Source organism: Sporosarcina sp. D27 (assembly GCF_000586555.1).
In the GTDB taxonomy this organism is placed as follows: Bacteria; Bacillota; Bacilli; order Bacillales_A; family Planococcaceae; genus Sporosarcina.
In genome coordinates this window covers 388595-414635 of the sequence record NZ_AZUC01000047.1, presented here as the reverse complement: position 1 = coordinate 414635, position 26041 = coordinate 388595, and the positions used below count along the sequence as shown (strand labels likewise).

Genomic DNA, 26041 nt, shown 5'->3' with positions numbered 1-26041 from the left:
ACCATGGTAGTAGGAGATTTTCCAATTGAAACAGATACGCTCGTAGTCGGTTCAGGTCCTGGAGGATATGTAGCAGCAATCCGTGCTGCACAACTCGGACAAAAAGTAACGATTGTAGAACGAAATACAATCGGTGGTGTTTGTCTGAACGTAGGTTGTATACCATCTAAAGCTATGATTTCTGTCGGACATCGTTTTGTAAGTGCACAAAATGCTGACGATATGGGGATTACTGCTTCAGACGTTAAGCTCGACTTTTCTAAAGCAATGGCTTTCAAAGAAGGCGTTGTTAAGAAGCTTACAGGAGGTGTTGAAGGACTCCTAAAAGGTAACAAAGTCGAGATCGTCAAAGGTGAAGCATACTTTGTTGATGCTAATACAGCACGAGTAATGGATGACGCATCCGCGCAAACTTATAAGTTCAAAAATGTTATTCTTGCAACAGGTGCTCGCCCTGTAGAGATTCCTAACTTCAAATTTTCTAAGCGTATTATCAATTCCACAGGTGCTCTTGAATTGAAAGAGCTTCCTAAAAAGTTAGTAGTAATTGGTGGAGGATATATCGGCACTGAGCTTGGTTCTGCTTATGCAAATCTTGGTTCTGAAGTAACGATTATCGAAGGAGCCGATGATATTCTAACTGGCTTCGAGAAACAAATGACACAACTTGTGAAAAAAGGATTGAAGAAAAAAGGCGTTGAGGTTGTTGTGAAAGCAACTGCTAAAGGTGCTGAAGAATCCGAATCAGGTGTTAAAGTTACTTATGAAGTAAAAGGTGAAGAGAAAACAGTGGAAGCTGACTATGTCCTCGTGACTGTAGGACGTCGCCCGAATACAGATGAGATGGGTCTTGAAGAACTTGGCTTGAAATTTGAAGAGCGAGGACTTCTAAGTGTTGACAAACAATGTCGCACTAGCATCTCAAATATTTACGCAATAGGGGATATTGTTCCTGGTTTACAACTTGCACATAAAGCGTCTTATGAAGGCAAGATTGCTGCAGAAGCCATCGCTGGTGAAAAATCAGAAGTGGATTACTTGGCAATTCCTGCAGTATGCTTTACAGATCCAGAACTTGCAACAGTTGGTTTCAACGAGAAGCAAGCTAAGGATGAAGGCTATGAAGTGGCAGTAGGCAAATTCCCATTCGGTGCGAATGGTCGTGCGCTTGCACTTAATGCTCCAGATGGCTTTGTGAAGCTTGTTGCTCGTAAGGAAGATGGATTGTTGCTAGGAGCTCAGATTGCTGGAGAAAATGCTTCTGACATGATTGCTGAAATGGCTGTTGCTATTGAAAGCGGAATGACGTTAGAAGATGTTTCTATGACAATTCACGCTCATCCAACATTGGGTGAGATCTCAATGGAAGCTGCTGAAGTAGCGCTTGGTAAACCGATTCATATTCTTTCTAAATAAAATGTGAGGAATCCTATCCGGCATCCGTCGGATAGGTTTTTTCCTTTGTGTGTAAACTAATGAAAGACAGGAGGAGAAATAGATGGAATATAGTTATCCACTACGGGCAGATTGGTCCACTGAAGAAATTATGATTGTGACTGAGTTTTTCACTTGCGTTGAAAAGGCATTTGAGCAAGGAATCGGTCGTGAAGAATTACTTGGATCATATAATTCATTTAAAAAAGTGGTTCCTTCGATGGCGGAAGAAAAGACGTTATTCAAGGAGTTTAAGGATGCCAGTGGTTATGAATGCTACAAAGTGGTAAAGCGAGCAAAAGAAGGCGGTAATGGAGATATTATTAAAGGATAATCTGTTCTGGATAAGAATAGAAGACTCACCGTCTCACAGTAGTCTATCCTTTTAAGACGGACCACTGACTTCAATTATGTGTGCTGTTGACGAATGTAACTACATTCAGTCGAATTTAAAAACGATTCGCGAGGTTTGCGTAAGTGGCAAACAACGAATCGTTTTTTAGGTTAACCCTCTTTTTATCCAATTACTCGATCGTACACAGGTAAAAGTTGTTCAAACGTTTCTTCTGCGTACGCTAAAAATTCTTGTTCAGTCATAGATATGGCTTGGTTGCGATTCAGATGACGCCCTACAAGGAACTCCGCTTTCTTAACGTCGTGTAGACGCTCAAGTAACTCGATTACACCTTTTTTACCAGATTCTTGAAGTGACTGTGCTCCTGGCTTCATATGATCTCCAGAGACGATATAATCCTTAGGGAGTGAAGTCAAAATAGGCAAATCGTTCTGAAGACGTTCGGAAATTCCTTTTTTATCGGGATTTTCGTAAATTATCGCGAGAATGATGAATAAATGTGAGCCCCAAAGACCAATCTGAAAGTGAGGAAGCGCTTTATATCCCCTTTTTGCAGGAGCAAACGCAACCCAGCTGTCTGAAGGAGGGTTTACTGTACGTCTGGCATGCCTTGCTATGTGGGGGTAAAACTCACCTTTACCGTGAGCGGACAACAGCGGTGTAAATAGATCTCCTAGTTTATAGAATTTAGGCTGGATGCGTTCTTGGAGTGCTAGCATTCGTTCATCCAATCCTGCTACTTCGAAAACGGAAAAATCGCTTTCCGTCCAAAATGTTTTTGTCAATTTTGTGACCCCTCTCTTTTTTCTACGTTTATCGGGAAGTACTTTGGGGAATAATTGAAGGCAAGAGGACAAACATCTAGCTGTCCAACCGATTCCCGCATATCTTATGGTAACAGGAAACTGCACATACTTTCAAAAAAGGGGTGTTTTCGATGAAACAAGTCGTCCATGTTATTCGTAAAGCTGATGTCGAAAAAGAATTTCTTAAAGTATTGAACCTAGAGCTGGATTATGAATTAGCGACCCTTCATGATGCGTTAAATGAAGAGGACTTCAAGCAAATTGCGAAGAGCAAAAAGAGGTTGTCTGAAATTCATACTGAATTGGAGAAATTGAATGGTTTTTAATGTAATGACTATCTCCGACTGTTAAGAAAGGCTATTGGACATTGTTCTCTCCAGGGAGATCCGTGAACAGGAGCCTTTTTTGTTTTGGCTCCGTATAGCTATGCTATACTTGGTGGAGACGAACTGGAGGGGTTTGAGATGAACTGGGGAGCCATGGACCGTTACGCGAAATCATTGATTAAAGAAGCAGGCCATCATATAAAGCATTCATTTTTCACTGAAATTGAAATAAGCTCGAAGTCATCAGCGAACGATCTAGTTACTAATATCGACCGTGAGATTGAACAATTTTTTATCACTCGAATTCGTCGGGATTTCCCAAATCATCGAATTATGGGGGAAGAAGGATTCGGGGATGCTATCCAGTCATTGGATGGTGTTATTTGGTTTTTAGATCCTATTGATGGGACGATGAATTTTGTCCATCAAAAACGAAATTTTGCCATTTCTTTAGGCATTTATATAGATGGTATAGGAATGCTTGGGTATGTTTACGATGTCATGGCAGACGATTTGTATTCGGCTATTAAGGATGAAGGGGCTTACCTTAATGATATTCGGTTACCGCAATTGACGGATACGACCATCGAAGAAGCAATTATTGGCGTGAATGCAAGTTGGATTGCCCCGAATCGATATGTCGAAAATGAACCAATGATTGAACTTGTCAACACTTGTAGAGGGACACGCTCATATGGGTCGGCAGCACTTGAATTGACACATGTGGCTACTGGCAGGGTTGATGCATATATATCAATGAGACTGTCCCCATGGGATATAGCGGGTGGAATGATTATTGCAAGAGAAGTGGGTGCACTATCCTCTACGTTGCAAGGGAAGCAATTAGGATTGCTTGAGCAAGAGACATTCATTGTTTCAAATGCGAGTATTCACTCACAGCTACTTGAGGATTTCATCCTATTAAAAAAGTGAAACATCATTAGGTTACCTAACGATGCTTCACTCATCTATTAAAGAAGTCCTTGTTCACGCAATTTCTTTTTAGTTTTAAATCCGTTCCCCATGACCAACACGAGAGAAATGATGGCAGCTATTGCTAATAAAAAACTTTTTACGCCAACAGCAATTCCGATCATAAACATGGATAGAATGGCTCCTAGAGCGTATAAAACAAACACCCATTTGACATTTTTCAAAAAAATGCGCCTCCTGATAAAGTAAATCTTTTTTTCTCGAAGTATCTTGTGCTATAATAACACAGTTAATCAACTGAATAAAGACAGATGGAGTGAAATGATGACAAACACACGAAATGATCTTAGAAATATAGCTATTATCGCCCACGTTGACCATGGTAAAACAACACTAGTCGACCAGTTATTGAAGCAATCCGGTATTTTCCGTTCAAACGAGCATGTAGAAGAGCGCGCAATGGACTCAAACGAGCTTGAGCGTGAGCGTGGAATTACAATTCTTGCGAAGAACACTGCGATCGAATATAAAGACACGAAAATCAATATCTTGGACACACCAGGACACGCTGACTTTGGTGGTGAAGTTGAACGTATCTTGAAAATGGTAGACGGCGTTGTGCTAGTTGTCGATGCATTTGAAGGGTGTATGCCACAAACACGTTTTGTATTGAAAAAAGCGCTTGAAATCAATTTGAAGCCAATCGTAGTTGTTAATAAGATTGACCGCGAATTTGCACGTCCTGAAGAAGTGGTTGATGAAGTACTTGAACTCTTCATCGAATTAGATGCAAATGATGAACAGCTTGAATTCCCTGTAGTATTCGCATCAGGATTTAATGGTACTGCAAGCCTTTCACCAGATCCTGCTGACCAAGAAGAGACACTTGAAGTACTTTATGATGCAATTTTGGATAAAATTCCAGCACCAATCGACAATCGTGAAGAGCCGCTACAATTCCAGGTTTCTCTTTTAGATTATAGTGACTATGTAGGACGTATTGGTATCGGACGCGTATTCCGCGGTACGATGACAGTAGGTCAACAAGTAAGCGTTATGAAACGTGATGGTTCAGTGAAGAACTTCCGTGTTACTAAAATGTACGGCTTCCTAGGATTAAAACGTATTGAAATCCAAGAAGCGCATGCAGGTGACTTGATTGCGATTTCTGGTATGGATGATATCGACGTTGGTGAAACAGTTTGTCCGACAGATCATCAGGAAGCCTTGCCATTGCTTCATGTAGACGAGCCTACATTGCAAATGAAGTTCCTCGTGAACAACAGCCCGTTCGCTGGCCGTGAAGGTAAATGGGTGACTTCAAGAAAAATTGAAGAACGTCTTCAGCAGCAATTGCAAACAGACGTATCGTTACGTGTAGATCCAACGGAATCACCGGATGCATGGACTGTTTCTGGCCGTGGAGAACTTCACTTGTCGATTTTGATCGAAAACATGCGCCGTGAAGGATTTGAACTTCAAGTTTCAAAACCGGAAGTTATCGTTAAAACGATTGACGGTGTACGTTGTGAACCAGTAGAAAACGTGCAAATTGACGTTCCTGAAGAATATACGGGTTCTGTCATCGAATCTATGGGTGAGCGTAAAGGTGAAATGCTCGACATGGTTAACAATGGTAATGGACAAGTTCGTATGACATTCCTTGTCCCTGCACGTGGATTGATTGGTTATTCTACAGACTTCTTAACTCTTACACGCGGTTACGGAATCTTGAACCACACGTTCGATTCTTATAAGCCGATGTCAGCTGGTAAAGTTGGCGGACGACGTAATGGTGTTCTCGTTTCCATGGAAAACGGAAAAGTAACAGCATACAGTGTGATGCAACTTGAAGATCGCGGAATCATGTTTGTCGAAGCTGGTACGGATATCTATGCTGGAATGGTTGTTGGTGAAAATACTCGTGAAAGTGATATCACTATCAACTTAACACGTGTGAAACACGCGACAAACGTTCGTTCTGCAACAAAGGACCAAACAGTTTCAACTAAAAAACCAAAAATCATGACTCTTGAAGAAGCACTTCAATATGCTTCAGAAGACGAATACTGTGAGGTAACACCAGAGTCAATTCGTATTCGTAAGAAAATCCTTGATAAAAACGAACGTGAAAAAGCACAAAAAAAGAGCAAATAAGCAGTTATGAAAGGAATGTGTTGAATGAAGGTAGAGGATTCAGAGCTCGTAGCCACTAAGATGTCTGGTATGGCGAAGTTTATCTACGAAATGATGCCGAATTTCGATGCCGCCGGCTATGTATTGTTCGCCCTCGTGTTTTTGCTGGCAGCCCTAGTGTATAAACTGGGGTTTGCTAGAAAAATCAAGCCATTGCAAAATCTTGTCATTTATACGTTTTTGTTTATCGGCTGCCTCGTGCTAACGTTCTTAGCATTTTTCCTTCCGATTGTGGAAGGGCTAATTGTAGCCGCGCTGATTCTTATTATATATAGAGTCCGCAGATTAAATGAACATAAAAAAGATCCAGTCGCATAATGCGACTGGATCTTTTTTTAAAATTCAATTTCAGCTGGATGGGAACTTCGACGGAAAGTGAATTTTCCTGTTGCTATCCGCAATTTAGTCAACTCACCAATACGATCTCTGCAAGGTTCACACATATACGTATGAATTGGACGATTGCGTAATTTCTTTGCGAGTGGATCCTCGTCGCTTAGTTTACCGATTTCATCACACATTACACATTTAACACGCATCGTTGCACCTCTCTTTAGCTAATGCGAATTGCCGTAACATTACGGATTGGATTCTTTCGAGTTGAGCCATCTTTTAGTAAAACATGAATCGGACCATCTTCTTTCAGCGGTTTACCTTCCAGACTGAACTGAAAGAGCAGGTTCGCTGCATCTTCAATGGGGAAACTATGCTCTCCATCTGCTGTTTCAAAAGTGATCGTTGTTGCATCCTCTGCCGGAATCGCATTGTTTAAGAATGGCTCAAAAATGATACCGAATGTACCTGTTAACATTTTTTGTTTCTCATATTTTTTTTCGGATTTCAATGTTGGAGGATAGGTTGCGCCTTCCATAATTTCACGGGACCAATGCTTCCCCATTCGTTCTTTATAGTCTTCCATTTCATCAAACTCTTCAACCTCAGTAGTAAAGTAGGTCTCTAAGTCGAGTCGTCTGTCATCGAAAATCCAGACAGTTGGATCGAGCGTAATCGTATGTTTCACATTCCCTTTAATCGGTACAATTGTTTCCACAATAAATCCTCCCAGCTCATTCGTTTCTATATTACAGTATACCTCTATTTGTTCTCAATCGGAAGTTATCTGGCTATAAGTCGTTAGAACACTACGGGAAATACTTGCAATTTCAGCTTTGTACAGCTACAATTTACTCTATAGCAGCTTGCTGAAATAAGAGTAATGGGGGCGTCCTCATGGATATAGAAGTACAGGAAACTTATCAGGAAAAAGCCATAATGCAGCTGCAGGCGGATGCAGACAAAATTGCCCAACTTATTAAAGTGCAGATGGATCATTTGACGATGCCGCAATGTCCTCTATATGAGGAAGTATTGGACACGCAAATGTATGGGCTGTCTCGTGAAATTGACTTTGCTGTAAAGCTTGGTCTTATTGAGCGAGAGCGTGGAAAGAACATACTTTCTGCTTTAGAGAAGGAAATGAACATCTTACATGAACTGAGCATAAAAAAATAAACAAAAGACTCAAACTAACCTAAAGTTTGAGTTTTTTATTTACAGATACGAGGGGTTTTCTTGAAAAGTTATGCAAAGCGAATATTTCGCCATTTTGATTTTCCATTGTTTTTTACATATCTAGTACTTTGTCTTTTTGGGCTTGTCATGATTTACAGTTCCAGTATGGTATGGGCTGTGAATCGATATGGCTGGGAGCCTGATAAGTTTTTTAACCAGCAGCTTGTGAGTGTGATTATCGCAATTCTGGGATTTTTCTTTACGGCTTTTCTACCATACAAACTATACCGTAAAAAGTATTTTATGGTAGTGACTGTTGCTGTCATGCTATTGTTGCTGTTTCTTGTTCATTTCATTGGATTTGGTGGAGAAGTAGGCTCACAATCCTGGATTAATCTTCCGGTAGGGAGCATACAACCTTCTGAACTTGCAAAAATTGTGATGATTATATATTTTGCAGGTGTGTTTGCAAATAAGTACGATGCTGGAACAATCAACAGTATTAATACAGCGATCGTACCCCCGGTCATTATATTAGGTTTCGCAGTTGGGTCCGTTATGATGGAAACTGATATCGGGGCAACCTTTATCATTATTGCAACATCCATATGCGTAATGGCCGCAAGCGGCATAAACGTCAAGACTTTCGGAAAGTTGAGTTTGTTTGTTGCTGCAATCCTAGTTCTTGTAGGGATCGTTTTATTTTTCTCTTGGGATTCTGTTATGACAGGAAGTCGTATGGGGCGTTTTACAGCCTATCGCGACCCATTCCAATATATACAAGGATCTGGACTTCAAATTGTGAATGGCTACATTGCAATCGGTGCAGGAGGTCTACTTGGACTTGGACTAGGAAACTCAGTTCAAAAAATGGGATATTTGCCTGAACCGCATACCGATTTCATCATGGCGATCATCGCTGAAGAACTTGGTATCTTTGGAACGATCCTTGTAATCGGAGGATTAGGGTTTTTAGTAGTACGTGCTTTTTGGATTGCGTTATCTACTAAAGATCCCCATGCTAGAATGCTTGCTTCAGGTATTGGTGCCCTCATTGGTATTCAAACGTTCATCAATCTCGGTGGGGTGACAGGGCTCATTCCATTGACGGGTGTCACGCTTCCCTTTATTAGTTATGGCGGAACTTCGATTATTCTGTTATCTTTAGCTTTAGGAATATTGATGAATGTTTCAATGTTCACTAGATATGAGAAAAATAAATAGAAAAGGGCGTGCCTAACGTGGAAATGAAATCCATTAAAAAGATTCTGGTTGCAAACCGTGGGGAAATTGCAATTCGTATTTTCAGAGCGTGTACTGAACTTCAAATTCCAACAGTAGGGATTTATTCGGCAGAAGACCGAGGGTCGTTTCATCGTTACAAAGCAGATGAATCCTATCTGATTGGTGAAGGAAAGAAACCAATCGATGCGTATCTTGACATCGATGGGATTATTGAAATCGCCAAACGTTCGGGTGCTAATGCCGTGCATCCAGGTTACGGTTTTTTAGCAGAAAACGAAGAGTTTGCTGCACGTCTTGAAAAAGAAGGAATCATTTTTATTGGACCGACTTCTCGTCATCTTGAGATGTTTGGCGATAAAGTGAAAGCGCGTTCACAAGCAATACAAGCAGGGATCCCTGTTATCCCAGGTACAGATGGGCCCGTCTACTCCATTGAAGAAGTGGAAGCGTTTGGGACTTCTCATGGTTATCCGATTATCATCAAAGCATCACTTGGCGGTGGCGGACGTGGGATGCGAATTGTGGAGCATGCCGATGAAGTTCAGGAATCTTATAATCGTGCGAAATCTGAAGCGAAGTCAGCATTCGGATCCGACGAAGTATACGTTGAAAAACTGATTAGAGAACCAAAACATATTGAAGTGCAGATCTTAGGTGACACTCACGGCAATATCGTGCATCTGTATGAACGGGATTGTTCAGTACAGCGTCGCCACCAAAAGTTGGTGGAAATTGCACCTTCGATTTCATTGTCTGATGATTTAAGACAAGCTATTTGTGATTCAGCGGTTAAACTCATGTCAAATGTAAACTACATAAATGCGGGGACAGTTGAATTTTTAGTCGCAAATGATGAGTTTTACTTTATTGAAGTCAATCCGCGTATTCAAGTTGAACATACGATTTCGGAAATGGTAACTGGTATTGATATCGTCCATACACAAATCTTTATTGCAGACGGAGAGAATCTCCATACTGGACAGTCAGCTGTTCCGGCACAAGAGGATATTCCTCTGTTTGGATATGCAATACAAGCACGCGTAACAACTGAAGACCCTTTGAACGATTTCATGCCTGATACAGGGAAATTATCCGTTTACCGATCAGGTGGTGGATTTGGTGTCCGTCTCGATGCAGGAAATGGATTCCAAGGAGCCGTTATTACTCCGTACTATGATTCGTTGCTTGTAAAAGTTTCAACATGGGGAATGACGTTTCGGGAAGCTGCATCCAAAATGGACAGGAACTTACAAGAGTTCCGCATCCGCGGGATTAAGACAAATATTCCTTTCCTTGCAAATGTTGTCCGTCATGAAAGTTTCTTAACAGGAGATTATACGACGAATTTCATAGATGCAGCTCCGGAATTATTTGAATTTCCAGTCAGAAAAGACCGGGGAACGAAGGTGTTAAATTACTTAGGTACAATTACTGTAAATGGATTCCCAGGAATCGGGCGGCAATCAAAACCTGTATTTGCAGTTCCCCGCAAACCTGAAGTTGATTTGACTAGTCCTCCTAAGCAAGGAACCAAACAAATTCTGGATGAAAGAGGACCAGAAGGGTTAGCAAAATGGGTCAAAGAACAGGAAGATGTGTTACTAACAGACACCACATTCCGTGATGCCCATCAGTCATTACTTGCAACACGTGTCCGGACGGCGGATATGACGAATATAGCTGCAGAATCTGCCCGCTTGATGCCCGATCTATTCTCATTTGAAATGTGGGGCGGTGCGACGTTTGACGTTTCATACCGTTTCTTAAAAGAAGATCCGTGGGAGCGACTTGCAGTGCTCCGCAAGCAAATCCCGAACGTATTGTTCCAAATGCTATTTAGAGGAGCAAATGCAGTTGGCTACAAGAACTATCCGGATAATGTGATCCGGGAATTTGTTAAAGAGTCTGCAGCTGCGGGCATTGACGTATTCCGTATTTTCGATAGTTTGAACTGGATCAAGGGGATGGAAGTAGCAATCGATGCAGTACGTCAAGAAGGTAAAGTTGCCGAAGCCGCTCTTTGTTACACAGGGGATGTATTAGATCCGATGAGGACTAAATATACGATTGCTTACTATAAAGAAATGGCGAAAGAGCTTGAGAATGCAGGGGCCCATATTCTGTCCTTGAAAGATATGGCTGGTTTGTTGAAGCCTGAAGCGGCATATCAACTTATTTCTGAATTGAAAGCAACCGTCGATATCCCGATCCACTTACATTCTCATGATACAAGTGGTAACGGAATCGCCATGTATACACGCGCTATTGAAGCAGGTGTCGATATTGTCGATACTGCACTTGGTGCCATGTCTGGACTCACTTCCCAACCTTCAGCTAACTCGCTTTACTATGCGTTGCAGTATGGTGGCCGTGGAGTCCGTACAAATGTTCAAGCACTTGAAGAGTTATCCTTCTACTGGGAGGACGTGCGTGAGTACTATACTCACTTTGAAAGTGGTATGATCAGTCCGCATTCTGAAGTGTACGTCCATGAAATGCCGGGTGGTCAATACTCCAATTTACAGCAACAAGCGAAGGGTGTCGGACTCGGAAATCGTTGGAAAGAAGTTAAAGAAATGTTCTCCCGCGTCAATATGTTGTTCGGGGATATTGTGAAAGTGACACCTTCGTCCAAAGTTGTTGGAGATATGGCGCTGTTTATGGTCCAAAATGATTTGGATGAAGATGCGGTACTTGCTAGAGGAAACTCGATTGACTTCCCAGAGTCTGTCATTGAGTTTTTTGAAGGGTACATCGGTCAGCCTTATGGTGGATTCCCAGAGGAATTACAGAAGGTCGTGTTAAAAGGACGTAAGCCGTTAACTGTGCGTCCAGGGGAGTTACTAGAACCTGTTGATTTTGAACAAGTCATTGAAAAACTCAATGGGGAACTGGAGAAACCAGCAACCATACATGACGCATTAGCGTATTCGTTGTATCCGAAAGTATTTGAAGAATATCTGGCGATGTATAAAGACTTTGGTAACCTATCTGTCATTCAAACGCCTGAATTCCTATATGGTATGAGATTAGGTGAGGAGATTGAGGTCGAGATTGAAGTAGGGAAGACGCTCATTGTTAAGCTCGTTTCCATCGGTGAACCTCAAGCAGACGGAACACGTGTCGTTTACTTTGAGATGAACGGACAGCCACGTGAAGTGGTCATTCAAGATGTTAGTGTTGAAACGGATTCTGTGAAAAAGCAAAAAGCGGATCCTGGTAATGACGCCCATATCGCTGCGACGATGCCTGGTACGGTTCTGCAGCTCGCTGTTGAGAGAGGAGATCGTGTCCGCCGAGGTCAACACTTGTTAATCACTGAAGCGATGAAGATGGAAACAACGATCCAAACGCCATATGACGGTATCGTAAAAGAAATTCATGTAACCCCAGGTGAAGCGATTTCAACGGGAGATTTGCTGATTGAACTCGAGCATTGATTGGGGATGCGCTTGTTTAGTGAGTGCTAGTTGAATACTGGTACTAGGTGAGAATGAGCACATGCAGTGATTGGTGTGCTCATAAAACTTGGGGATAGTTATATGCTCATAACCCGCGGAAAGTGATCATAAAAACAGGAAAGTGCTCATAACCCGTGGAAAGTGATCATAAAAGCAGGAAAGTGCTCATAACCCGCGGAAAGTGATCATAAAAACAGGAAAGTGCTCATAACCCGCGGAAAGTGATCATAAAAGCCGAGAAGTGCTCATAACCCGTAAGAAAATGTACAAGTCATAACCTAATTGACCAATCGTTCGCACTCCAATCAAATAGAAACCACAAAAAAACAGCCGCTCAGAAAACTCGAGTGGCTGTTTTTTTATTATTTTTGAATTCGTACTCTGGATAGTAACAAAATCATGTAAGTCAGCAATCCGAATAATAATGTCACGAATAAGGAATGGAGCAATGCGATTGTAAGGTTCAACCGGGTGAAGATGGACAGCATACCAGTCGTTGCTTGCGCAAGAACAAGTATCAATGCAATCGACCAGCCCCATACCAATACTTTTTGGTCACGATAGTTACGCCAAACCAGGATGGCAATGTACACAAGCCAGATAACAATCAGTGCAGCTGCAGTTCGATGTCCCATTTGTACCCATTCATTTAGATTGGAAGGAAGCTCGAACTGATCATTTCTACAAAGTGGCCAATCTGCACAGGCGAGACTGGATTCTGTATGCCGAACAAGAGCACCTGTATAAATGACGATGTACGAGTAGACGGTAACCCCGATTGTATGGAATTTCAATTTGGATCCAACTTGAATCTTGTCGGCATCGAACTTTTTATCCACTTCAAATATGAGAAGGGTGAGAAGCAAGACGGCCGCAAAAGAAATCAATGAAATTCCGAAATGCAGAGCGAGGATAAAATCCCCTTGTCCCCATTTGACCTGTGCTGCTCCAATGAGTGCTTGTAAAATGAGGAAAAATAAGGCCATAACCGAAAGAAATTTAGTTTCGCGAACATGTCCAATTGCTTTCCATGACCATACAGATAAAATCACTATTAAAATTCCGACAGCACCTGTAACGAGGCGATGAGAAAACTCAATGAGAACTTCTGCGGTAATCTCGTCCGGAATGAGTTGTCCATTACAGCCAGGCCAATGTCTTCCACAGCCCATACCGCTGTCTGTTTTCGTAACGAGCGCACCGCCGAGCAGGATGAGCAGCATCCCAATTGTCGCAGCTACCGCAAACCATTTTAAGTAGTTGTATCGTTTCAAACAAAGACACCTTCTTTTATAATATGTCGACCGTTGAAAGGTCTCTAATTTTTAATGATAGAGAATCAGACCTTAAAACACAATGGCAGAAACGAAGAACACGAAAATTGGTTCTGTTTTTCACAAAATGTTCATAAAAAAGACCTGATAACTTCACAAATGGGTAGGTGGAATGATTTACTATAGAGTGTGCGCTGTATAATTCCTCGAGAGATTGTGCAATTCTATACAAATTGCGATTTTGTATAGAAATTGTGAAGGATTTTCGATATAGTTAAGTACAGCGGTCATTTTTATTAGGCTTTGAAAGGGGGAGTAACATGTCAAATAGTCGTACGACTGCTGCAGAGAGGGTACCGGAAACAGTAATTGCACCAACATTCATGAAGGACTTTTTAGCACTTATTAAAATTGGAATTGTAAATTCTAACCTGATTACTGCATTTACAGGTCTCTTCTTAGCGTTCCAGTTTGCGAACATCAGCTTTGTACATAGACTGGACCTTATGATTGCTACGCTATTCGGAACTGCCCTGATCATAGCCGGTTCAGCAGCGCTTAATAACTTGATCGATCGTGATATCGATCCGATTATGACGAGGACAAGAACTAGACCAACAGTAACTGGGCGATTTAAGGCCCCTGCAGTGCTCGCCATGGCGTTGGGCTTTGTAGCTATCGGAGAAATATTGCTGTTTTCTGCAAATGCTACTACAGGGCTTCTTGGACTAGCTGGAGTATTCAGTTACGTGGTTCTCTATTCTATGTGGTCAAAACGCCGTCACGTATCCAATACGATTGTCGGAAGTTTGTCTGGTGCTATTCCACCACTAATTGGTTGGGCAGCAGTGGAACCGTCACTTGGACTTGGAGCTTGGTCACTGTTTCTAATTATGTTTGTCTGGCAGCCACCTCATTTTTACGCGCTTGCTATGAAGAAAACAGATGAATACGGAGCAGCCGGGATTCCGATGTTACCTGTCGTAAAAGGGTTTGCCCGCACAAAAAAATCAATGCTTGCATGGGTTGTGCTGTTGTTTCCTTTGCCATTCATGCTAAGTGAGCTAGGAACTGCGTTTTTAGTTCTTGCCACATTGTTGAACGTAGGTTGGTTATTACTCGCACTAAAAGGATTCCGTGTAAAAGATGATTTAAAGTGGGCGACGTCCATGTTCATCTACTCGCTGAATTATATGACAATTCTTTTTGTCTCGATGATTATCTTTTCGATTTTCATCTAAATGTATGGAATTCTTTCTTTGACAGGAATTCATTATAGAGAGGTCTTCACTCCTCGATGGAAGAAAACACTATTAGAAAGAGAGGGATTATGAAGCGATGATGAAAGGACTCAAAAAATGGCGTCTCTTTTCCTTGTTAGCGGTTCTGACTGTATTTTTAGCAGGATGTGGCCAAGAGGAATTATCCACGCTTCTACCAGCTGGTCAGGTAGGTAAAGATCAGTTTAAACTACTGATGCTTGCTTCGGGAATCATGCTGTTCGTCATTCTTGTTGTAGTCGCAATTTATGTAGTAGCACTGATTCGTTTCAGACGTTCGAAACTAGGTGAGGATTTCATACCTGAACAAGTTGAAGGTAGCCATAAATTGGAGCTTGTTTGGACTATTATTCCAATTATCCTCATTATCATTCTTGCAGTTCCTACCGTATATTACACTTACAAACTTGGGGACGTAAAAGCAATGGAAGAAGTTACTGATGATGGAAAAGCTAAACACCTTGTTGTAGATGTAACCGCTAAGCTTTACTGGTGGGAATTCGAATACCCTGAACTTGGTATTGTGACAGCTCAAGAGCTCGTAGTACCAACAAAGGAAAAAATCTACTTTAACTTAAAAGCGGCAGACGTGAAACACTCCTTCTGGATTCCGGCAATTGGCGGGAAGATGGATACGAACGTTGAGAACTTGAACAAATTCTATCTGACATTTGACAAAGAATCAGAAGGTCTTAAAGACGGCGTATTCTATGGTAAATGTGCTGAGCTGTGCGGACCGTCTCACTCACTGATGGATTTCAAAGTGAAAACTTTACCACGTGATGAGTTCAACGCATGGGCGAAAAACATGAAAGCAACTGAAGATGGAAACAATGTAGCAAACGCAGCAGGAGAAGAAGTCTTTAAGCAAAGCTGTATCGGTTGTCACGCGACATCTGGTGCTGGTGAAGGTGGAACTCAAGGTCCAAACCTGGCATCTTTCGGTGACCGTAACCGCGTAGCTGGTTTCTTAAAACATAATGAAGAAGACTTGAAAGAATGGATTAAAAATCCACAAAAAGTTAAACCGGGCAACACAATGCCTTCTTTTGAAAATCAGCTATCTGAACAAGAATTGGATGACTTAGCTGAGTACTTGCTTGGCTTGTCTGTTGAGCAGTAATACGTAACGCGATATTGAAGAGGAGGTAAAACAACGTGAGTTCTGTTGCTCAAAAAAGAGGATTCGGCGCAGCGCTTTGGGATTGGATGACAACCGTCGACCATAAGAAAATCGGAATTCTTTACCTCATTGGCGGCGGTTTCTTCTTCGTCGTCGGCGGTATTGAAGCGATGATTATTCGTCTCCAGCTGTTAAAGCCGAACAATGACCTTGTAAGTGCAGGTCTTTTTAATGATTTAATCACAATGCATGGTACTACGATGATTTTCCTGGCCGCCATGCCGATACTATTTGGTTTTATGAACTATATCATGCCACTCCAAATTGGAGCACGTGACGTTGCATTCCCATTCATTAACTCACTTGGATTCTGGATGTTCTTCTTGGGAGGCGTGTTCTTAAACGTTTCTTGGTTTTTCGGACAGGTTCCTGATGCTGGATGGACTTCATATGCATCACTTTCACTTGCATCTCCTGGACATGGTATTGACTTTTATGCGATAGGACTTCAAATCGCAGGTGGAGGTACGCTGATGGGCGGGATTAACTTCCTTGTAACCATCATTAATATGCGTGCACCAGGTATGACGTATATGAGGATGCCATTGTTCACTTGGACGACGTTTGTCGCTTCAGCAATGATCTTATTCGCATTCCCACCACTTACTGTAGGATTGTTCTTCTTGACATTCGATCGAATGTTCGATGCGAACTTCTTCGACCATCAGATGGGTGGAAACACAATTATCTGGGAGCATATTTTCTGGATTTTCGGTCACCCTGAAGTATATATCCTGATCTTGCCGGCATTCGGTATTTTCTCTGAAATCTTTTCAATTTTCTCTCGTAAACGTCTCTTCGGGTATCCGGCGATGGTATTTGCGACAGTATTGATTGGTTTCTTAGGATTCATGGTATGGGCTCACCACATGTTTACAGTAGGTCTTGGGCCAACAGCTAACGCAATTTTCGCAGTTGCGACGATGGCGATTGCTGTACCAACTGGTGTTAAAATCTTTAACTGGTTGCTTACAATTTGGGGCGGAAGCATTTCCGTTACAACTCCAATGTTGTATGCACTTGGTTTCATCCCATCGTTCGTAATGGGTGGAGTTACTGGGGTTATGCAGGGTGCTGCACCTCTTGACTATCAGTTACACGATAGTTATTTCATTGTTGCTCACTTCCACTACGTAATTGTCGGTGGAGTTGTACTTGCAATCTTAGCTGGAGTACACCTTTACTGGCCTAAGATGTTTGGAACAATGCTCAGTGAAACACTTGGTAAAATCACATTTGTATTCTTCTTTGTTGGATTCCACTGTACATTCCTTATCCAGCACTGGCTTGGATTCTGGGGAATGCCACGTCGAGTTTGGACATATATGGATGGACAAGGCTGGAATACAGCAAACATGATCAGTTCCTTCGGAGCACTTCTAATGGCGATTGGTGTTATTGTGTTAGTAATCAATATCATCATGACAACTGTTAAAAACGTGCGTGTTGGAAATGATCCATGGGGCGATGGACGTACGCTTGAATGGGCAATTCCGTCACCACCACCGTTCTACAACTTTACTCAAACTCCACTCGTCCGTGGACTTGATACTGTTTGGATTGAAAAGCAGGAAGGGAATGCAACTGGGCTTACATTTGCTGAACCTGTAACCGATATTCACATGCCGCATGGTTCAATCATTCCATTCTTCATGTCAGTCGGTTTGTTCATCGCTGGATTTGGTGCTATGTTCCACCAAGAAACTTCTTGGGGACTTCCATTGCTCATCTTCGGTCTTGCTTGGACGTTCGTAGCAATGGCCATGCGTTCATTGAAAGATGACCTAGGCTACCATGTAACTAAAGAAGAAATTCAGCGTGATGTTAACAATGCTAGCAAAGGGGGTCAAAACTGATGGATTTGAATAAAAAATTCACTCCGGAAACTTGGCCGGAACACCCTGAGCGTGCAACGCTTGAAGGAAAAAATAAGTTTGTTGGATTCTGGCTCTTCCTTGGTGGAGAAACCATTCTATTCGCAACATTATTTGCTACTTATATGGCGTTAAAAAACAAGGGACCAAGTGGTTTCGGATTTTCAACGCAAGAGTTGTACCAGCTTCCATTAGTGTTTGTCATGACCTTGTTGCTATTAACTTCTTCACTTACAAGTGTGTATGCTATGCACCATATGAAGAACTACAACTTCAAGAAAATGCAACTTTGGTTAGCTATTACTGCAATCCTAGGACTTTGTTTCCTTGGACTGGAAGTATATGAGTTCAATCATTACGTACATGAAGGATTTACGTTTGGAAATAGTGCATTTAGTTCTTCGTTCTTTACACTTGTAGGAACACACGGTTTCCACGTTGCTGTCGGACTCGTTTGGATAACACTATTGATCTTCCGAAATGCAAAGCGTGGTTTGAACCTGTATAATGCATCTAAGTACTACACTTTCTCACTTTACTGGCACTTCATTGACGTCGTATGGGTATTCATCTTTACGGTAGTTTACTTGATGGGAGTGATCGGATAACATGGCAGAAGTAGAAATGTACAAGAGAACCCCTATTGAACAGGATCTATTTGTCCGTCGTTCGAAGGAAACAATGCGTGGTCAAGTTATGATGTTCTCACTCATGATCTTCATGACACTTGTCTCGTTTACATTCGTCGTGGCTTATCAGCAAGGAGTAGAAGGATTTACGAAGTATTTAGTCATTCCAGTACTTTTCCTCTTTGCTGCGGTTCAAGTTGGACTACAGCTTTACTATTTCATGCACATGAAAGACAAGGGACACGGAGTTCCTCAAATGTTCATGTTCACAGGAGTCGTGTTTGCGTTCCTAATTCCACTTACTTTCGTTACGATTGTTTGGTGGTAAGCTTTACAAAACCTCTGTCTTTGGCCAATTGCCAAGGCCAGAGGTTTTCTTATTTTTATGGATGTCAAAGAACGTCCATTGTTTTACATAAAAGAACAGCCTATAATAAGAACAGAACTTATAAAAGGAGCTGGGACACTTGTCGTTAAGTATTTTTGGCTTCCGCGCTTTATGGAGTCCGTATTTTTTCTTATTTCTCGTCCTTGTGACGGTCCTGTACTTTTTGCTGACAAAAAAGTGGAGATCTCGATTTGAAGGAAATGAGGAAGTTACAAAAAGACAGATCACAATTTTCTTATCTGCAATTGTACTGTTGTATATTGTAAAAGGTTCACCAATGGATTTAATGGGACATATCTTGTTTTCTATCCATATGTCACAAATGGCACTTTTACTCCTGGTCATTGCACCGTTATTTATCGCAGGGATTCCTAACTTCTTATGGAAAAAAGTTTTTAGTTACCCGAAAATTGCGGCCGTAATCCGCTTCTTCACAAAGCCAATTATTAGCTTGATTGCCTTTACGATTATGTTTTCTTTAAATCACTACCCATTAGTTTTGGATACCATAAAACTTAGTTTACCCTTGCATACTGCATTTACGTTGACGCTTTTCTTATCTGCTTTGTTCTTGTGGTGGCCGATATTCAATACATTACCGGGCGAGCCTCAATTACATGGTTTGAAGAAGATCGGTTATGTCATATTGAGTGCGCTTCTGTTAACTCCTGCCTGTTCGTTGATTATCTTTGCGGATGTTCCCGTGTATGAGACGTACAGTAGTGGTGAAGCCTGGTTGCAAGCTATGGCATTATGTGTTCCTGCAGGGACGCTATCTGGTTTAACAATCTCAGGTCCCGAGTTATTTACAAGTATGCCAACTCTTTATGACCAGCAACTTGGTGGCATTATTATGAAGGTCATTCAAGAATTATTGTATGTGTTTATCATTGGGAAGATCTTTATTACTTGGTACCGTGATGAACAAGATAACGCTGATGAAATTACACGCCAAGATTTGATTAACCGAAAGAAATTATCAGCTCATGGCTGAGAGTTACATCTAAATAGAAATGGAGAACCCTTATGAATTTGCCTTTTCTGCCGACATTGAGCACATTGCTCATTATTATTTCTGGCGTTTTAGTGGTGATCGGATGGATGCTGATCCGCAAGAAGCGGAAGCAAGCACACAAAAATGTGATGATTGCAGCATCTATTTCAGCACTTCTGTTTTTAGTGATATACTTATCCCGTACAATTATCATTGGGAACACGTCTTTCGGTGGCCCAGATAACATTAAAATCTATTACACCGTGTTTTTGATATTCCATATTTGTTTGGCTACGACTGGAGCCGTTCTAGGCGTTCTATCGCTTATCTCAGGATTTAAGAACAACTTACCAAAGCACCGTCGTCTTGGCCCTGTAACGAGCACCGTGTGGGTTTTTGCAGCCTTGACTGGTGTTGCCGTCTATTTGCTCCTTTATGTGTTTTACAAAGGCGGAGAGACGACTTCAATGATCAAAGCAATTCTTGGATTTTAACGTAAAACACGCATGCCCCTCTAATTGGGACATGCGTGTTTTTGTATGCTTTGCATATCAGCTAAATTCTAAAATTGAGCTTTATAATACCTGCTTCGATTGCGGTAGTAAAAAGAATGACGACCATTGGGCCGATAAAGAATCCAAGTACCCCAAATAATTTTAAGCCGATAAACATCCCAATCAACGTAGGTAGGGGGGATAAACCGATTTGAGAACCCATCACTTTTGGTTCCACAGTTCTCCGAATAATTAGGAGTACTGCAGCTAATATTGCGAGTTTTGTACCCATCGCAACGTCTCCACTTACGTATTCATAAAGGGACCATGGCGCAAGAATGATAATGGAACCTAGAATAGGAATGACGTCGATAACCCAGATGATAATCGCCATAATGACTGCGTATTTCGGAACGATTAATAACAATCCGACGAATGCAACAGCTAAAATAATGAAACTGACGAGCAATTGTGCTTTCATAAATCCAATGACAGTTGCATTTAGTTTAGTAGTCATATATCGTACTTTTTCTGCTGTACGGTCCGTTAGCAGATTAAACGCACTTTGTTTTAGTTGAGGTAGTTCAAGCATAAACAAGAACAAGGCAATCAAGAAAACGATGAAACTCACGAGGAAATTTGGGATTTCAGAAGCGAGTGCAATGATCTTTTCATAGCTCAACAGTTCAAGAAGGGAATTTTTGAAGGAAGTGAGCGCAGCAGTCAATTGTTCTTGTGTAGCTTTGACGATGTCTGAAGGCATTCCTGAAGTATATTTAAATACTTTCTCCTGCATATCAATCCAGACTCCGGATAACGAGTTTAAATAGTCTGGTGCATCTTTTGTGAATTGAATAATTCTTCCGATTAACGACGTTACGGAATAATAGATTCCTACCGCAACTAGCAAAACAACAAAGATAAATACGGAAATAACTGATAACTTTCGTTTCCATTTGAACTTTCGCTCTACTAACTTGACAAGCGGATCGATAATCAGCGCTGTCAATAGGGCTAATATTAGTGGTATGGAAACCGGGAGTATAAAGAATAGAGCAGCAGCTGCAATAATTGCAGTTACTAAAATAAGCAAAGTTCGTTTTGTTAACCGTTTCGACACCCGGCATTCCTCCAATTCGTGTATTATTTCTATTATAGCCAAAAAAAATGAAAATGGATATGAAAAACCGGAGAACAAATTAGTCTCCGGTGGATAATCATTTTTTTAAGTTAAATGCTTGCAAATCTTTAACCAAGCCTGTCAATGTTTTTTTGCAATCATTCACAACGAATGATGGATAGAACTCGTCATCTCCGTATTCAACGCCGTGAGGATAATAGTGTTTACCGAGTTGAGGAGTGATGAATTCAATAACTGCCTCATTCTTACCAACGTCACCATTCGGAGTGAGTCCATAGACGCGTAAATAATATACTCCTTCGCTCACTGTATACTTTTTGTCAAATGTGACACGTTCGTAGTCCCATTGTCCAGCGAGAACTAAATCATATCTTTTGGCAATGTCTTCAAGATCGATTAGGCTAACAGCCAGCTCTTCAATACCTGTGTTTACAAAATCCATTGATTAGCTTCCTCCTTTTGCAACAGTCAATCGATTGCTATTCGTCTATAATCATAGAACAAAAGGATGTCGGTTGCAATGGCAACATTGTGTTTGGAAGTGTATTTTCGGAGACAGGTGAGAAATGGATGACTTATTCATCTAATGTTGATTACAATAAGGTAGAGAGTTATGTGTGTGAGCTGGAAGAAGGGGTGGGGAATTGAAACGATTATGGAAAGTGCTAGTGTTATTCCTGATTGCGCTTCTGGCATTCTACTTTTGGGATGATGGAATTAGGGAAAATGAACCATTGGAGTCACCTGTTCAGCCTGGAACTGCTATTAGTGGGGAGAGCTCATTCGAACAACAAGGAGATAGTAATGCAAAGCGGCCCGAAAAAGGAATTTCGACACTGGTTGGTCAATCTTCAGAAGAATTGACGAAACAGTTTGGAGAACCAGATCGAAAAGATCTTTCAGTATTTGGATTCGAATGGTGGATTTATAGTGCAAATCCAATGATTATGGCAGGAGTCGCAGACGGTATAGTGAATCAGATATATAGTGCGGATCGTGAGGCAGATGTCTATCCTTATGTAAATGGACAAAATAGTGAGGACATCTATCGTAGCACAATTATTGAGTCAGAACTGGAAGTGGTTGTTGGGGACAATCAGTATACATTTGTGCTAAATGGGGATGACATTAAAAACAAAATGCTTATTCAATCAGAAGGGCTTTTCACTCAACTATATATAGACGAAACCGGTGAAGAGTTGGAAGGTGTACGGTTCATTGACCCGATGACTCTTGTCATGCAGCAACCTTATGATCTTTTCTATAAAGGGGAACTCATGGAAGTGAAGAAACCTTCGTCAGAAGATCAGATGGCTGTAGATAGGGCTCTCGAACGTCAAATCCTCGATATCACTAACATTTATCGGGCGAATCATGATGTTGACAAGTTAAAGCGTGATTACCAACTTCAATTGGTAGCCCGGGAACATAGTAAAGAAATGGCGTTACAAAATTATTTTTCCCAAGATTCGCCGACATCTGGTACACTTGCCGATCGGCTGAAGCTTGCTGAGATAGACGTTAAAAAAGCAGGAGAAAATATAGCGTTAAATTATACAGATGCGATTGAAGCGGTTCATGGTTGGTTGAACTCTCCTGCTCATCAAGAAGTCTTGTTGGATAAAAATTTTACACATATTGGTACTGGGGTGTATGGAAATTATTATACACAAAATTTAATACAAGAAGTTGAGAAACCAATTCGAGAATAGGTTATTTAAGATGTGTGGGGAACAATCCACGTACCCTCTTCAGATACAGCGATTCCTCTTACACAGAGAGGGATTGCTGTTTTTTTTGCATGAAGAGCTGCCCGTTTTTGAATAATCGGTCTCGCGCAGTCTAATAGGGGAAGGAACTCATCGATTGTCAGTGAATCGAATTTTTTAGCATCTGGATCGATATTAGGGTCTGCCGACATAACACCTGGGACATCCTTGAAAAACTCGACATGGCAGGCATCCAGACTGCTGCCAAGTGCGATTGCAGTTAAATCACTACCTCCTCGCCCTAGTGTCATGTAATCTCCGGCTACATTCATCCCTTGAAACCCGGGGACAATTAAACAATTATGATCCTGAAAGGTCTGTTCGATATAGCTTGTCTCGATTGTCTCGATTATTGCGTTACCAAAGGAGCCAGCGGTTCTTATGCCTGAGTTCACACTGTGCATAACCCTGTTAGGAGTACCAGCTTCCTCTAATTCTGCACTAAGGATAGCGGATGCAAGTAGCTCTCCGCATGCTGCAGCTAGGTCCCAGGAAGCTGTAGAGTATTTTAAAGACGGTGTAATGCCCAAGAGCCTGTCTGTTGAATACGGGCTTTCTTGCCTTCCAATCGCAGACACAACAACAATGACCTTTTCGTTAAAAATCAAACCTTCTTGAATTCGATCAATACATAAACGGCGCATAGCACGATCTTTCATCGCCGCACCACCAAACTTTTGGATGATCATCTCTTCTCCCAACTTTCTTCGTGACATTTACCCGAAACATTTCATACGCTGTGGTAGGTTCACTCTTACTATATTCCCTGAAAGTAAAAACGTTCGGGAAGGAGAAGCTGATTTGCATCTGATCGAATTATTAAAAGATTGGCCGTGTACGATCTGTGGAAACTGGAGGGACGTCACAATTAAGTCAGTTACAGAGCATCCGGAACGTATTAACAAGGATTGTTTGTTTGTCGCTAGAAAAGGAGCGAAGCATGATGGAATCGAGTCGATTGAAGAAGCACTTGAGAAAGGCGTCGCAGCGATTGTTATCGACCGATCAGTATCGGAAAGTAAGTTTTCCGAATGGAGTCAGCGAGGAGTAGCAATTGTGACAGTACCAGACTGTAAACGGTTCCTATCTTATAGTAGTGCACAATTGGCAGGTGTTCCTGCAGATGATTTGACGATAATTGCAGTCACAGGGACAAATGGAAAAACTACTGTGACCCATTTCATTGGCCAGCTGCTTTCGCAATTTGGTATTAAGACGGCTGTACTTGGAACAACTGGTTGTTATATAGATGGGGAAAGGCTGGATGAAGAGATCCCCCCTCTTACAACGCCTACTGCAGAATACTTACATCCCTTGTTAAGGAAATGCAGAGATCGAGGTGTTACTCATGTTGCACTCGAAGCTTCTTCCCTCGGATTAGAAATGGAGAGGCTCGCTCATTGCCCAGTATCAATCGGTGTCTTTTTGAATATCGGAACAGATCATTTTGAAGAGCATGGTGGCCGTGAAAATTATATCGCAGCGAAAAAAAAGCTGTGTTCGTTGTCTGAACAACTAGTAGTAAATTGTGAAGATAGAGAATGTATGGAGATTGTAAGAGATGTCGAGTTACCAACACACTTATTTGGGAGAAATGTCGCGGGGGGGTATATGCCCTCAGAAGAGTTAATCGGAACGTTGCCTCCGGGAGAACATAATCGGTTAAATGCGATGGCCGCTGCATCTGTTTTGAAATTATTAGGGTTTCCGGAGAGGGAGATTTTTTCATCTTTTCGTTTCTTAAAATTACCTGAAGGACGTATGCAACTTGTGGAGCATGAAGGGAGGCGGGTGTTCATCGATTATGCACATACCCCGGATGCGCTATCTGCAGCCTTGCAAGCGGTAGCGAGTTTGGAACCAAGAAAGCTCATTTGTGTATTCGGTTGTGGGGGAGATCGAGACAAAGAGAAGCGGCCTATCATGGGTAAAATCGCTGAAAATTGTTGTGACACCGTAGTACTCACATCTGATAATCCTCGAAGTGAGCATCCATTAGAGATTGTTCAGAATATTTTAAAAGGAACGGAAAATCCTTCGGCAATCCATGTTGTAATGGATAGAAAACGTGCAATTCACCAAGCAATCGCTGCGAGCGAGCCGAATGATATTGTGCTTATTGCTGGAAAAGGTCATGAAACGTCGCAATACATTGCTGGTGAGGAAATTAAGATGTCTGATATCGCTGAAGCGATGACAGCCCTTCATCAATTGGAAACACTTCAGGAATGAACAAGTGATGCGTTTACTCCCTCTATTTGGTATAATGGGGAAGAATGGAGGGAATTCACTTATGATGATGACCGACGAATGGCTTGCCATCATCGAACAGACTGACGAATTGGCCGAGATGATTTTGACATCCGACGTACTTTTTGAATACCGCTCTTCTCATCAAGCAGTTTACAGTGATCCGGATTTAGTCAAGCAAATTCGTGACTTTTCTGAGATGAAAGACCGTTATGAAGAGGTACAGCGCTTCGGAAGATACCATCCGGATTATAATAGAGTTATGAAATCGATTCGACTCGATAAACGAGCATTAGATATGAATGAAAAAGTTGCAGCTTTGCGACTTGCGGAGAATGATGTCCAATATATGTTGGATGAAATTAGTGCATCGATTGCCCATTCTGTATCAGAATCCGTAAAATTGCCAAGTGACAATACATTTGTAACCGATTCATCATGCGGTGGCAGTTGTGGTACCGGTGGAGGTTGCTCGTGCTCTGCTTAAGGATAGAGCG

The 26041-nt window shown here is 41.6% G+C and carries 27 protein-coding genes; 19 read left to right on the top strand and 8 right to left on the bottom strand.

Annotated elements, in window-relative coordinates; genetic code table 11:
* The first annotated feature begins 3 nt into the window (after positions 1-3).
* Both lpdA and N693_RS0112685 read left to right on the top strand, forming a co-directional pair.
* Positions 4-1416, top strand: coding sequence for a dihydrolipoyl dehydrogenase (gene lpdA, locus N693_RS0112690; RefSeq protein WP_025785211.1), 1413 nt, complete (start codon positions 4-6; stop codon positions 1414-1416).
* Between the two features lie 82 nt (positions 1417-1498).
* Positions 1499-1768, top strand: a complete 270-nt coding sequence (locus N693_RS0112685; RefSeq protein WP_025785210.1) for a UPF0223 family protein — start codon at positions 1499-1501, stop codon at positions 1766-1768.
* A gap of 182 nt (positions 1769-1950) precedes the next feature.
* Here the strand turns inward: N693_RS0112685 and N693_RS0112680 are convergent, their stop codons facing one another.
* Positions 1951-2574, bottom strand: a complete 624-nt coding sequence (locus tag N693_RS0112680; RefSeq protein ID WP_025785209.1) for a YktB family protein — start codon at positions 2572-2574, stop codon at positions 1951-1953.
* A gap of 152 nt (positions 2575-2726) precedes the next feature.
* Between N693_RS0112680 and N693_RS0112675 the strand changes: the two genes are divergently transcribed.
* On the top strand, positions 2727-2921 hold the full coding sequence (locus N693_RS0112675) for a hypothetical protein (RefSeq protein ID WP_025785208.1): 195 nt from the start codon (positions 2727-2729) through the stop codon (positions 2919-2921).
* Positions 2922-3059: 138 nt separating this feature from the next.
* Positions 3060-3854, top strand: a complete 795-nt coding sequence (locus tag N693_RS0112670; protein ID WP_025785207.1) for an inositol monophosphatase family protein — start codon at positions 3060-3062, stop codon at positions 3852-3854.
* 38 nt (positions 3855-3892) lie between these two features.
* On the opposite strand, the gene N693_RS0112665 is transcribed toward N693_RS0112670, so the two are convergent.
* Positions 3893-4078 carry a YlaF family protein gene (locus N693_RS0112665; protein WP_025785206.1) on the bottom strand — a complete coding sequence of 62 codons (186 nt, stop codon included), beginning with the start codon at positions 4076-4078 and terminating at the stop codon, positions 3893-3895.
* 100 nt (positions 4079-4178) lie between these two features.
* Here N693_RS0112665 and typA point away from each other — a divergent pair, with 100 nt between their 5' ends.
* Both typA and N693_RS0112655 read left to right on the top strand, forming a co-directional pair.
* The gene (gene typA / locus N693_RS19260) at positions 4179-6011 is read left to right on the top strand and encodes a translational GTPase TypA (protein WP_037593200.1); all 1833 of its coding nucleotides are present in this window, start codon (positions 4179-4181) and stop codon (positions 6009-6011) included.
* A 24-nt stretch (positions 6012-6035) separates the two neighbouring features.
* Positions 6036-6368 (top strand): YlaH-like family protein, encoded by a 333-nt coding sequence (locus tag N693_RS0112655; RefSeq protein ID WP_253271189.1) that lies wholly within the window; start codon positions 6036-6038, stop codon positions 6366-6368.
* Positions 6369-6385: 17 nt separating this feature from the next.
* On the opposite strand, the gene N693_RS0112650 is transcribed toward N693_RS0112655, so the two are convergent.
* Together N693_RS0112650 and N693_RS0112645 are read right to left on the bottom strand one after the other, a co-directional pair.
* Positions 6386-6589 carry a YlaI family protein gene (locus N693_RS0112650; RefSeq protein WP_025785204.1) on the bottom strand — a complete coding sequence of 68 codons (204 nt, stop codon included), beginning with the start codon at positions 6587-6589 and terminating at the stop codon, positions 6386-6388.
* 14 nt (positions 6590-6603) lie between these two features.
* Positions 6604-7101 (bottom strand): hypothetical protein, encoded by a 498-nt coding sequence (locus N693_RS0112645; protein WP_025785203.1) that lies wholly within the window; start codon positions 7099-7101, stop codon positions 6604-6606.
* A gap of 179 nt (positions 7102-7280) precedes the next feature.
* Between N693_RS0112645 and N693_RS0112640 the strand changes: the two genes are divergently transcribed.
* Genes N693_RS0112640 through pyc form a run of 3 tightly spaced genes read left to right on the top strand, consistent with a single transcriptional unit; the run spans position 7281 to position 12247 of the window.
* The gene (locus tag N693_RS0112640; RefSeq protein WP_025785202.1) at positions 7281-7562 is read left to right on the top strand and encodes a YlaN family protein; all 282 of its coding nucleotides are present in this window, start codon (positions 7281-7283) and stop codon (positions 7560-7562) included.
* A 60-nt stretch (positions 7563-7622) separates the two neighbouring features.
* Positions 7623-8786: an FtsW/RodA/SpoVE family cell cycle protein gene (locus N693_RS0112635; RefSeq protein ID WP_025785201.1), complete on the top strand. Its 1164-nt coding sequence runs from the start codon at positions 7623-7625 to the stop codon at positions 8784-8786.
* A gap of 23 nt (positions 8787-8809) precedes the next feature.
* The gene (gene pyc / locus N693_RS0112630; protein WP_025785200.1) at positions 8810-12247 is read left to right on the top strand and encodes a pyruvate carboxylase; all 3438 of its coding nucleotides are present in this window, start codon (positions 8810-8812) and stop codon (positions 12245-12247) included.
* Positions 12248-12630: 383 nt separating this feature from the next.
* On the opposite strand, the gene N693_RS0112625 is transcribed toward pyc, so the two are convergent.
* On the bottom strand, positions 12631-13542 hold the full coding sequence (locus tag N693_RS0112625; protein WP_025785199.1) for a heme A synthase: 912 nt from the start codon (positions 13540-13542) through the stop codon (positions 12631-12633).
* A gap of 320 nt (positions 13543-13862) precedes the next feature.
* Between N693_RS0112625 and cyoE the strand changes: the two genes are divergently transcribed.
* The 7 genes from cyoE (at position 13863) to N693_RS0112590 (ending at position 20384) form a co-directional block, all read left to right on the top strand.
* Positions 13863-14783: a heme o synthase gene (gene cyoE / locus N693_RS0112620; protein ID WP_025785198.1), complete on the top strand. Its 921-nt coding sequence runs from the start codon at positions 13863-13865 to the stop codon at positions 14781-14783.
* A 97-nt stretch (positions 14784-14880) separates the two neighbouring features.
* Positions 14881-15945: a cytochrome c oxidase subunit II gene (gene coxB / locus N693_RS0112615; RefSeq protein ID WP_025785197.1), complete on the top strand. Its 1065-nt coding sequence runs from the start codon at positions 14881-14883 to the stop codon at positions 15943-15945.
* Between the two features lie 35 nt (positions 15946-15980).
* Positions 15981-17861, top strand: coding sequence for a cytochrome c oxidase subunit I (locus N693_RS0112610; protein ID WP_025785196.1), 1881 nt, complete (start codon positions 15981-15983; stop codon positions 17859-17861).
* Positions 17861-18487 (top strand): cytochrome c oxidase subunit 3, encoded by a 627-nt coding sequence (locus N693_RS0112605; RefSeq protein ID WP_025785195.1) that lies wholly within the window; start codon positions 17861-17863, stop codon positions 18485-18487. The genes N693_RS0112610 and N693_RS0112605 overlap by 1 nt, the downstream gene beginning before the upstream one ends.
* 1 nt (position 18488) lies before the next feature.
* Complete coding sequence (locus N693_RS0112600) at positions 18489-18836, top strand: cytochrome C oxidase subunit IV family protein (protein WP_025785194.1); 348 nt, start codon at positions 18489-18491, stop codon at positions 18834-18836.
* A gap of 139 nt (positions 18837-18975) precedes the next feature.
* Positions 18976-19890, top strand: coding sequence for a cytochrome c oxidase assembly factor CtaG (gene ctaG / locus N693_RS0112595; RefSeq protein ID WP_025785193.1), 915 nt, complete (start codon positions 18976-18978; stop codon positions 19888-19890).
* A 32-nt stretch (positions 19891-19922) separates the two neighbouring features.
* Positions 19923-20384, top strand: coding sequence for a DUF420 domain-containing protein (locus tag N693_RS0112590; RefSeq protein WP_025785192.1), 462 nt, complete (start codon positions 19923-19925; stop codon positions 20382-20384).
* Between the two features lie 61 nt (positions 20385-20445).
* Here N693_RS0112590 and ytvI read toward each other — a convergent pair whose 3' ends face one another.
* Both ytvI and N693_RS0112580 read right to left on the bottom strand, forming a co-directional pair.
* The gene (ytvI, locus tag N693_RS0112585) at positions 20446-21504 is read right to left on the bottom strand and encodes a sporulation integral membrane protein YtvI (protein ID WP_025785191.1); all 1059 of its coding nucleotides are present in this window, start codon (positions 21502-21504) and stop codon (positions 20446-20448) included.
* Between the two features lie 97 nt (positions 21505-21601).
* Positions 21602-21967 (bottom strand): YugN family protein, encoded by a 366-nt coding sequence (locus N693_RS0112580; protein WP_025785190.1) that lies wholly within the window; start codon positions 21965-21967, stop codon positions 21602-21604.
* 202 nt (positions 21968-22169) lie between these two features.
* On the opposite strand from N693_RS0112580, the gene N693_RS0112575 reads away from it, so the two are divergent.
* Positions 22170-23237, top strand: a complete 1068-nt coding sequence (locus tag N693_RS0112575) for a CAP domain-containing protein (protein ID WP_025785188.1) — start codon at positions 22170-22172, stop codon at positions 23235-23237.
* A 5-nt stretch (positions 23238-23242) separates the two neighbouring features.
* Here the strand turns inward: N693_RS0112575 and N693_RS0112570 are convergent, their stop codons facing one another.
* Positions 23243-23983, bottom strand: a complete 741-nt coding sequence (locus N693_RS0112570) for an aspartate kinase (RefSeq protein WP_025785186.1) — start codon at positions 23981-23983, stop codon at positions 23243-23245.
* A gap of 112 nt (positions 23984-24095) precedes the next feature.
* Here N693_RS0112570 and N693_RS0112565 point away from each other — a divergent pair, with 112 nt between their 5' ends.
* The gene (locus tag N693_RS0112565) at positions 24096-25526 is read left to right on the top strand and encodes a Mur ligase family protein (RefSeq protein ID WP_025785184.1); all 1431 of its coding nucleotides are present in this window, start codon (positions 24096-24098) and stop codon (positions 25524-25526) included.
* 61 nt (positions 25527-25587) lie between these two features.
* Positions 25588-26031 carry a YlbF family regulator gene (locus N693_RS0112560; protein WP_025785182.1) on the top strand — a complete coding sequence of 148 codons (444 nt, stop codon included), beginning with the start codon at positions 25588-25590 and terminating at the stop codon, positions 26029-26031.
* Positions 26032-26041 lie beyond the last annotated feature (10 nt).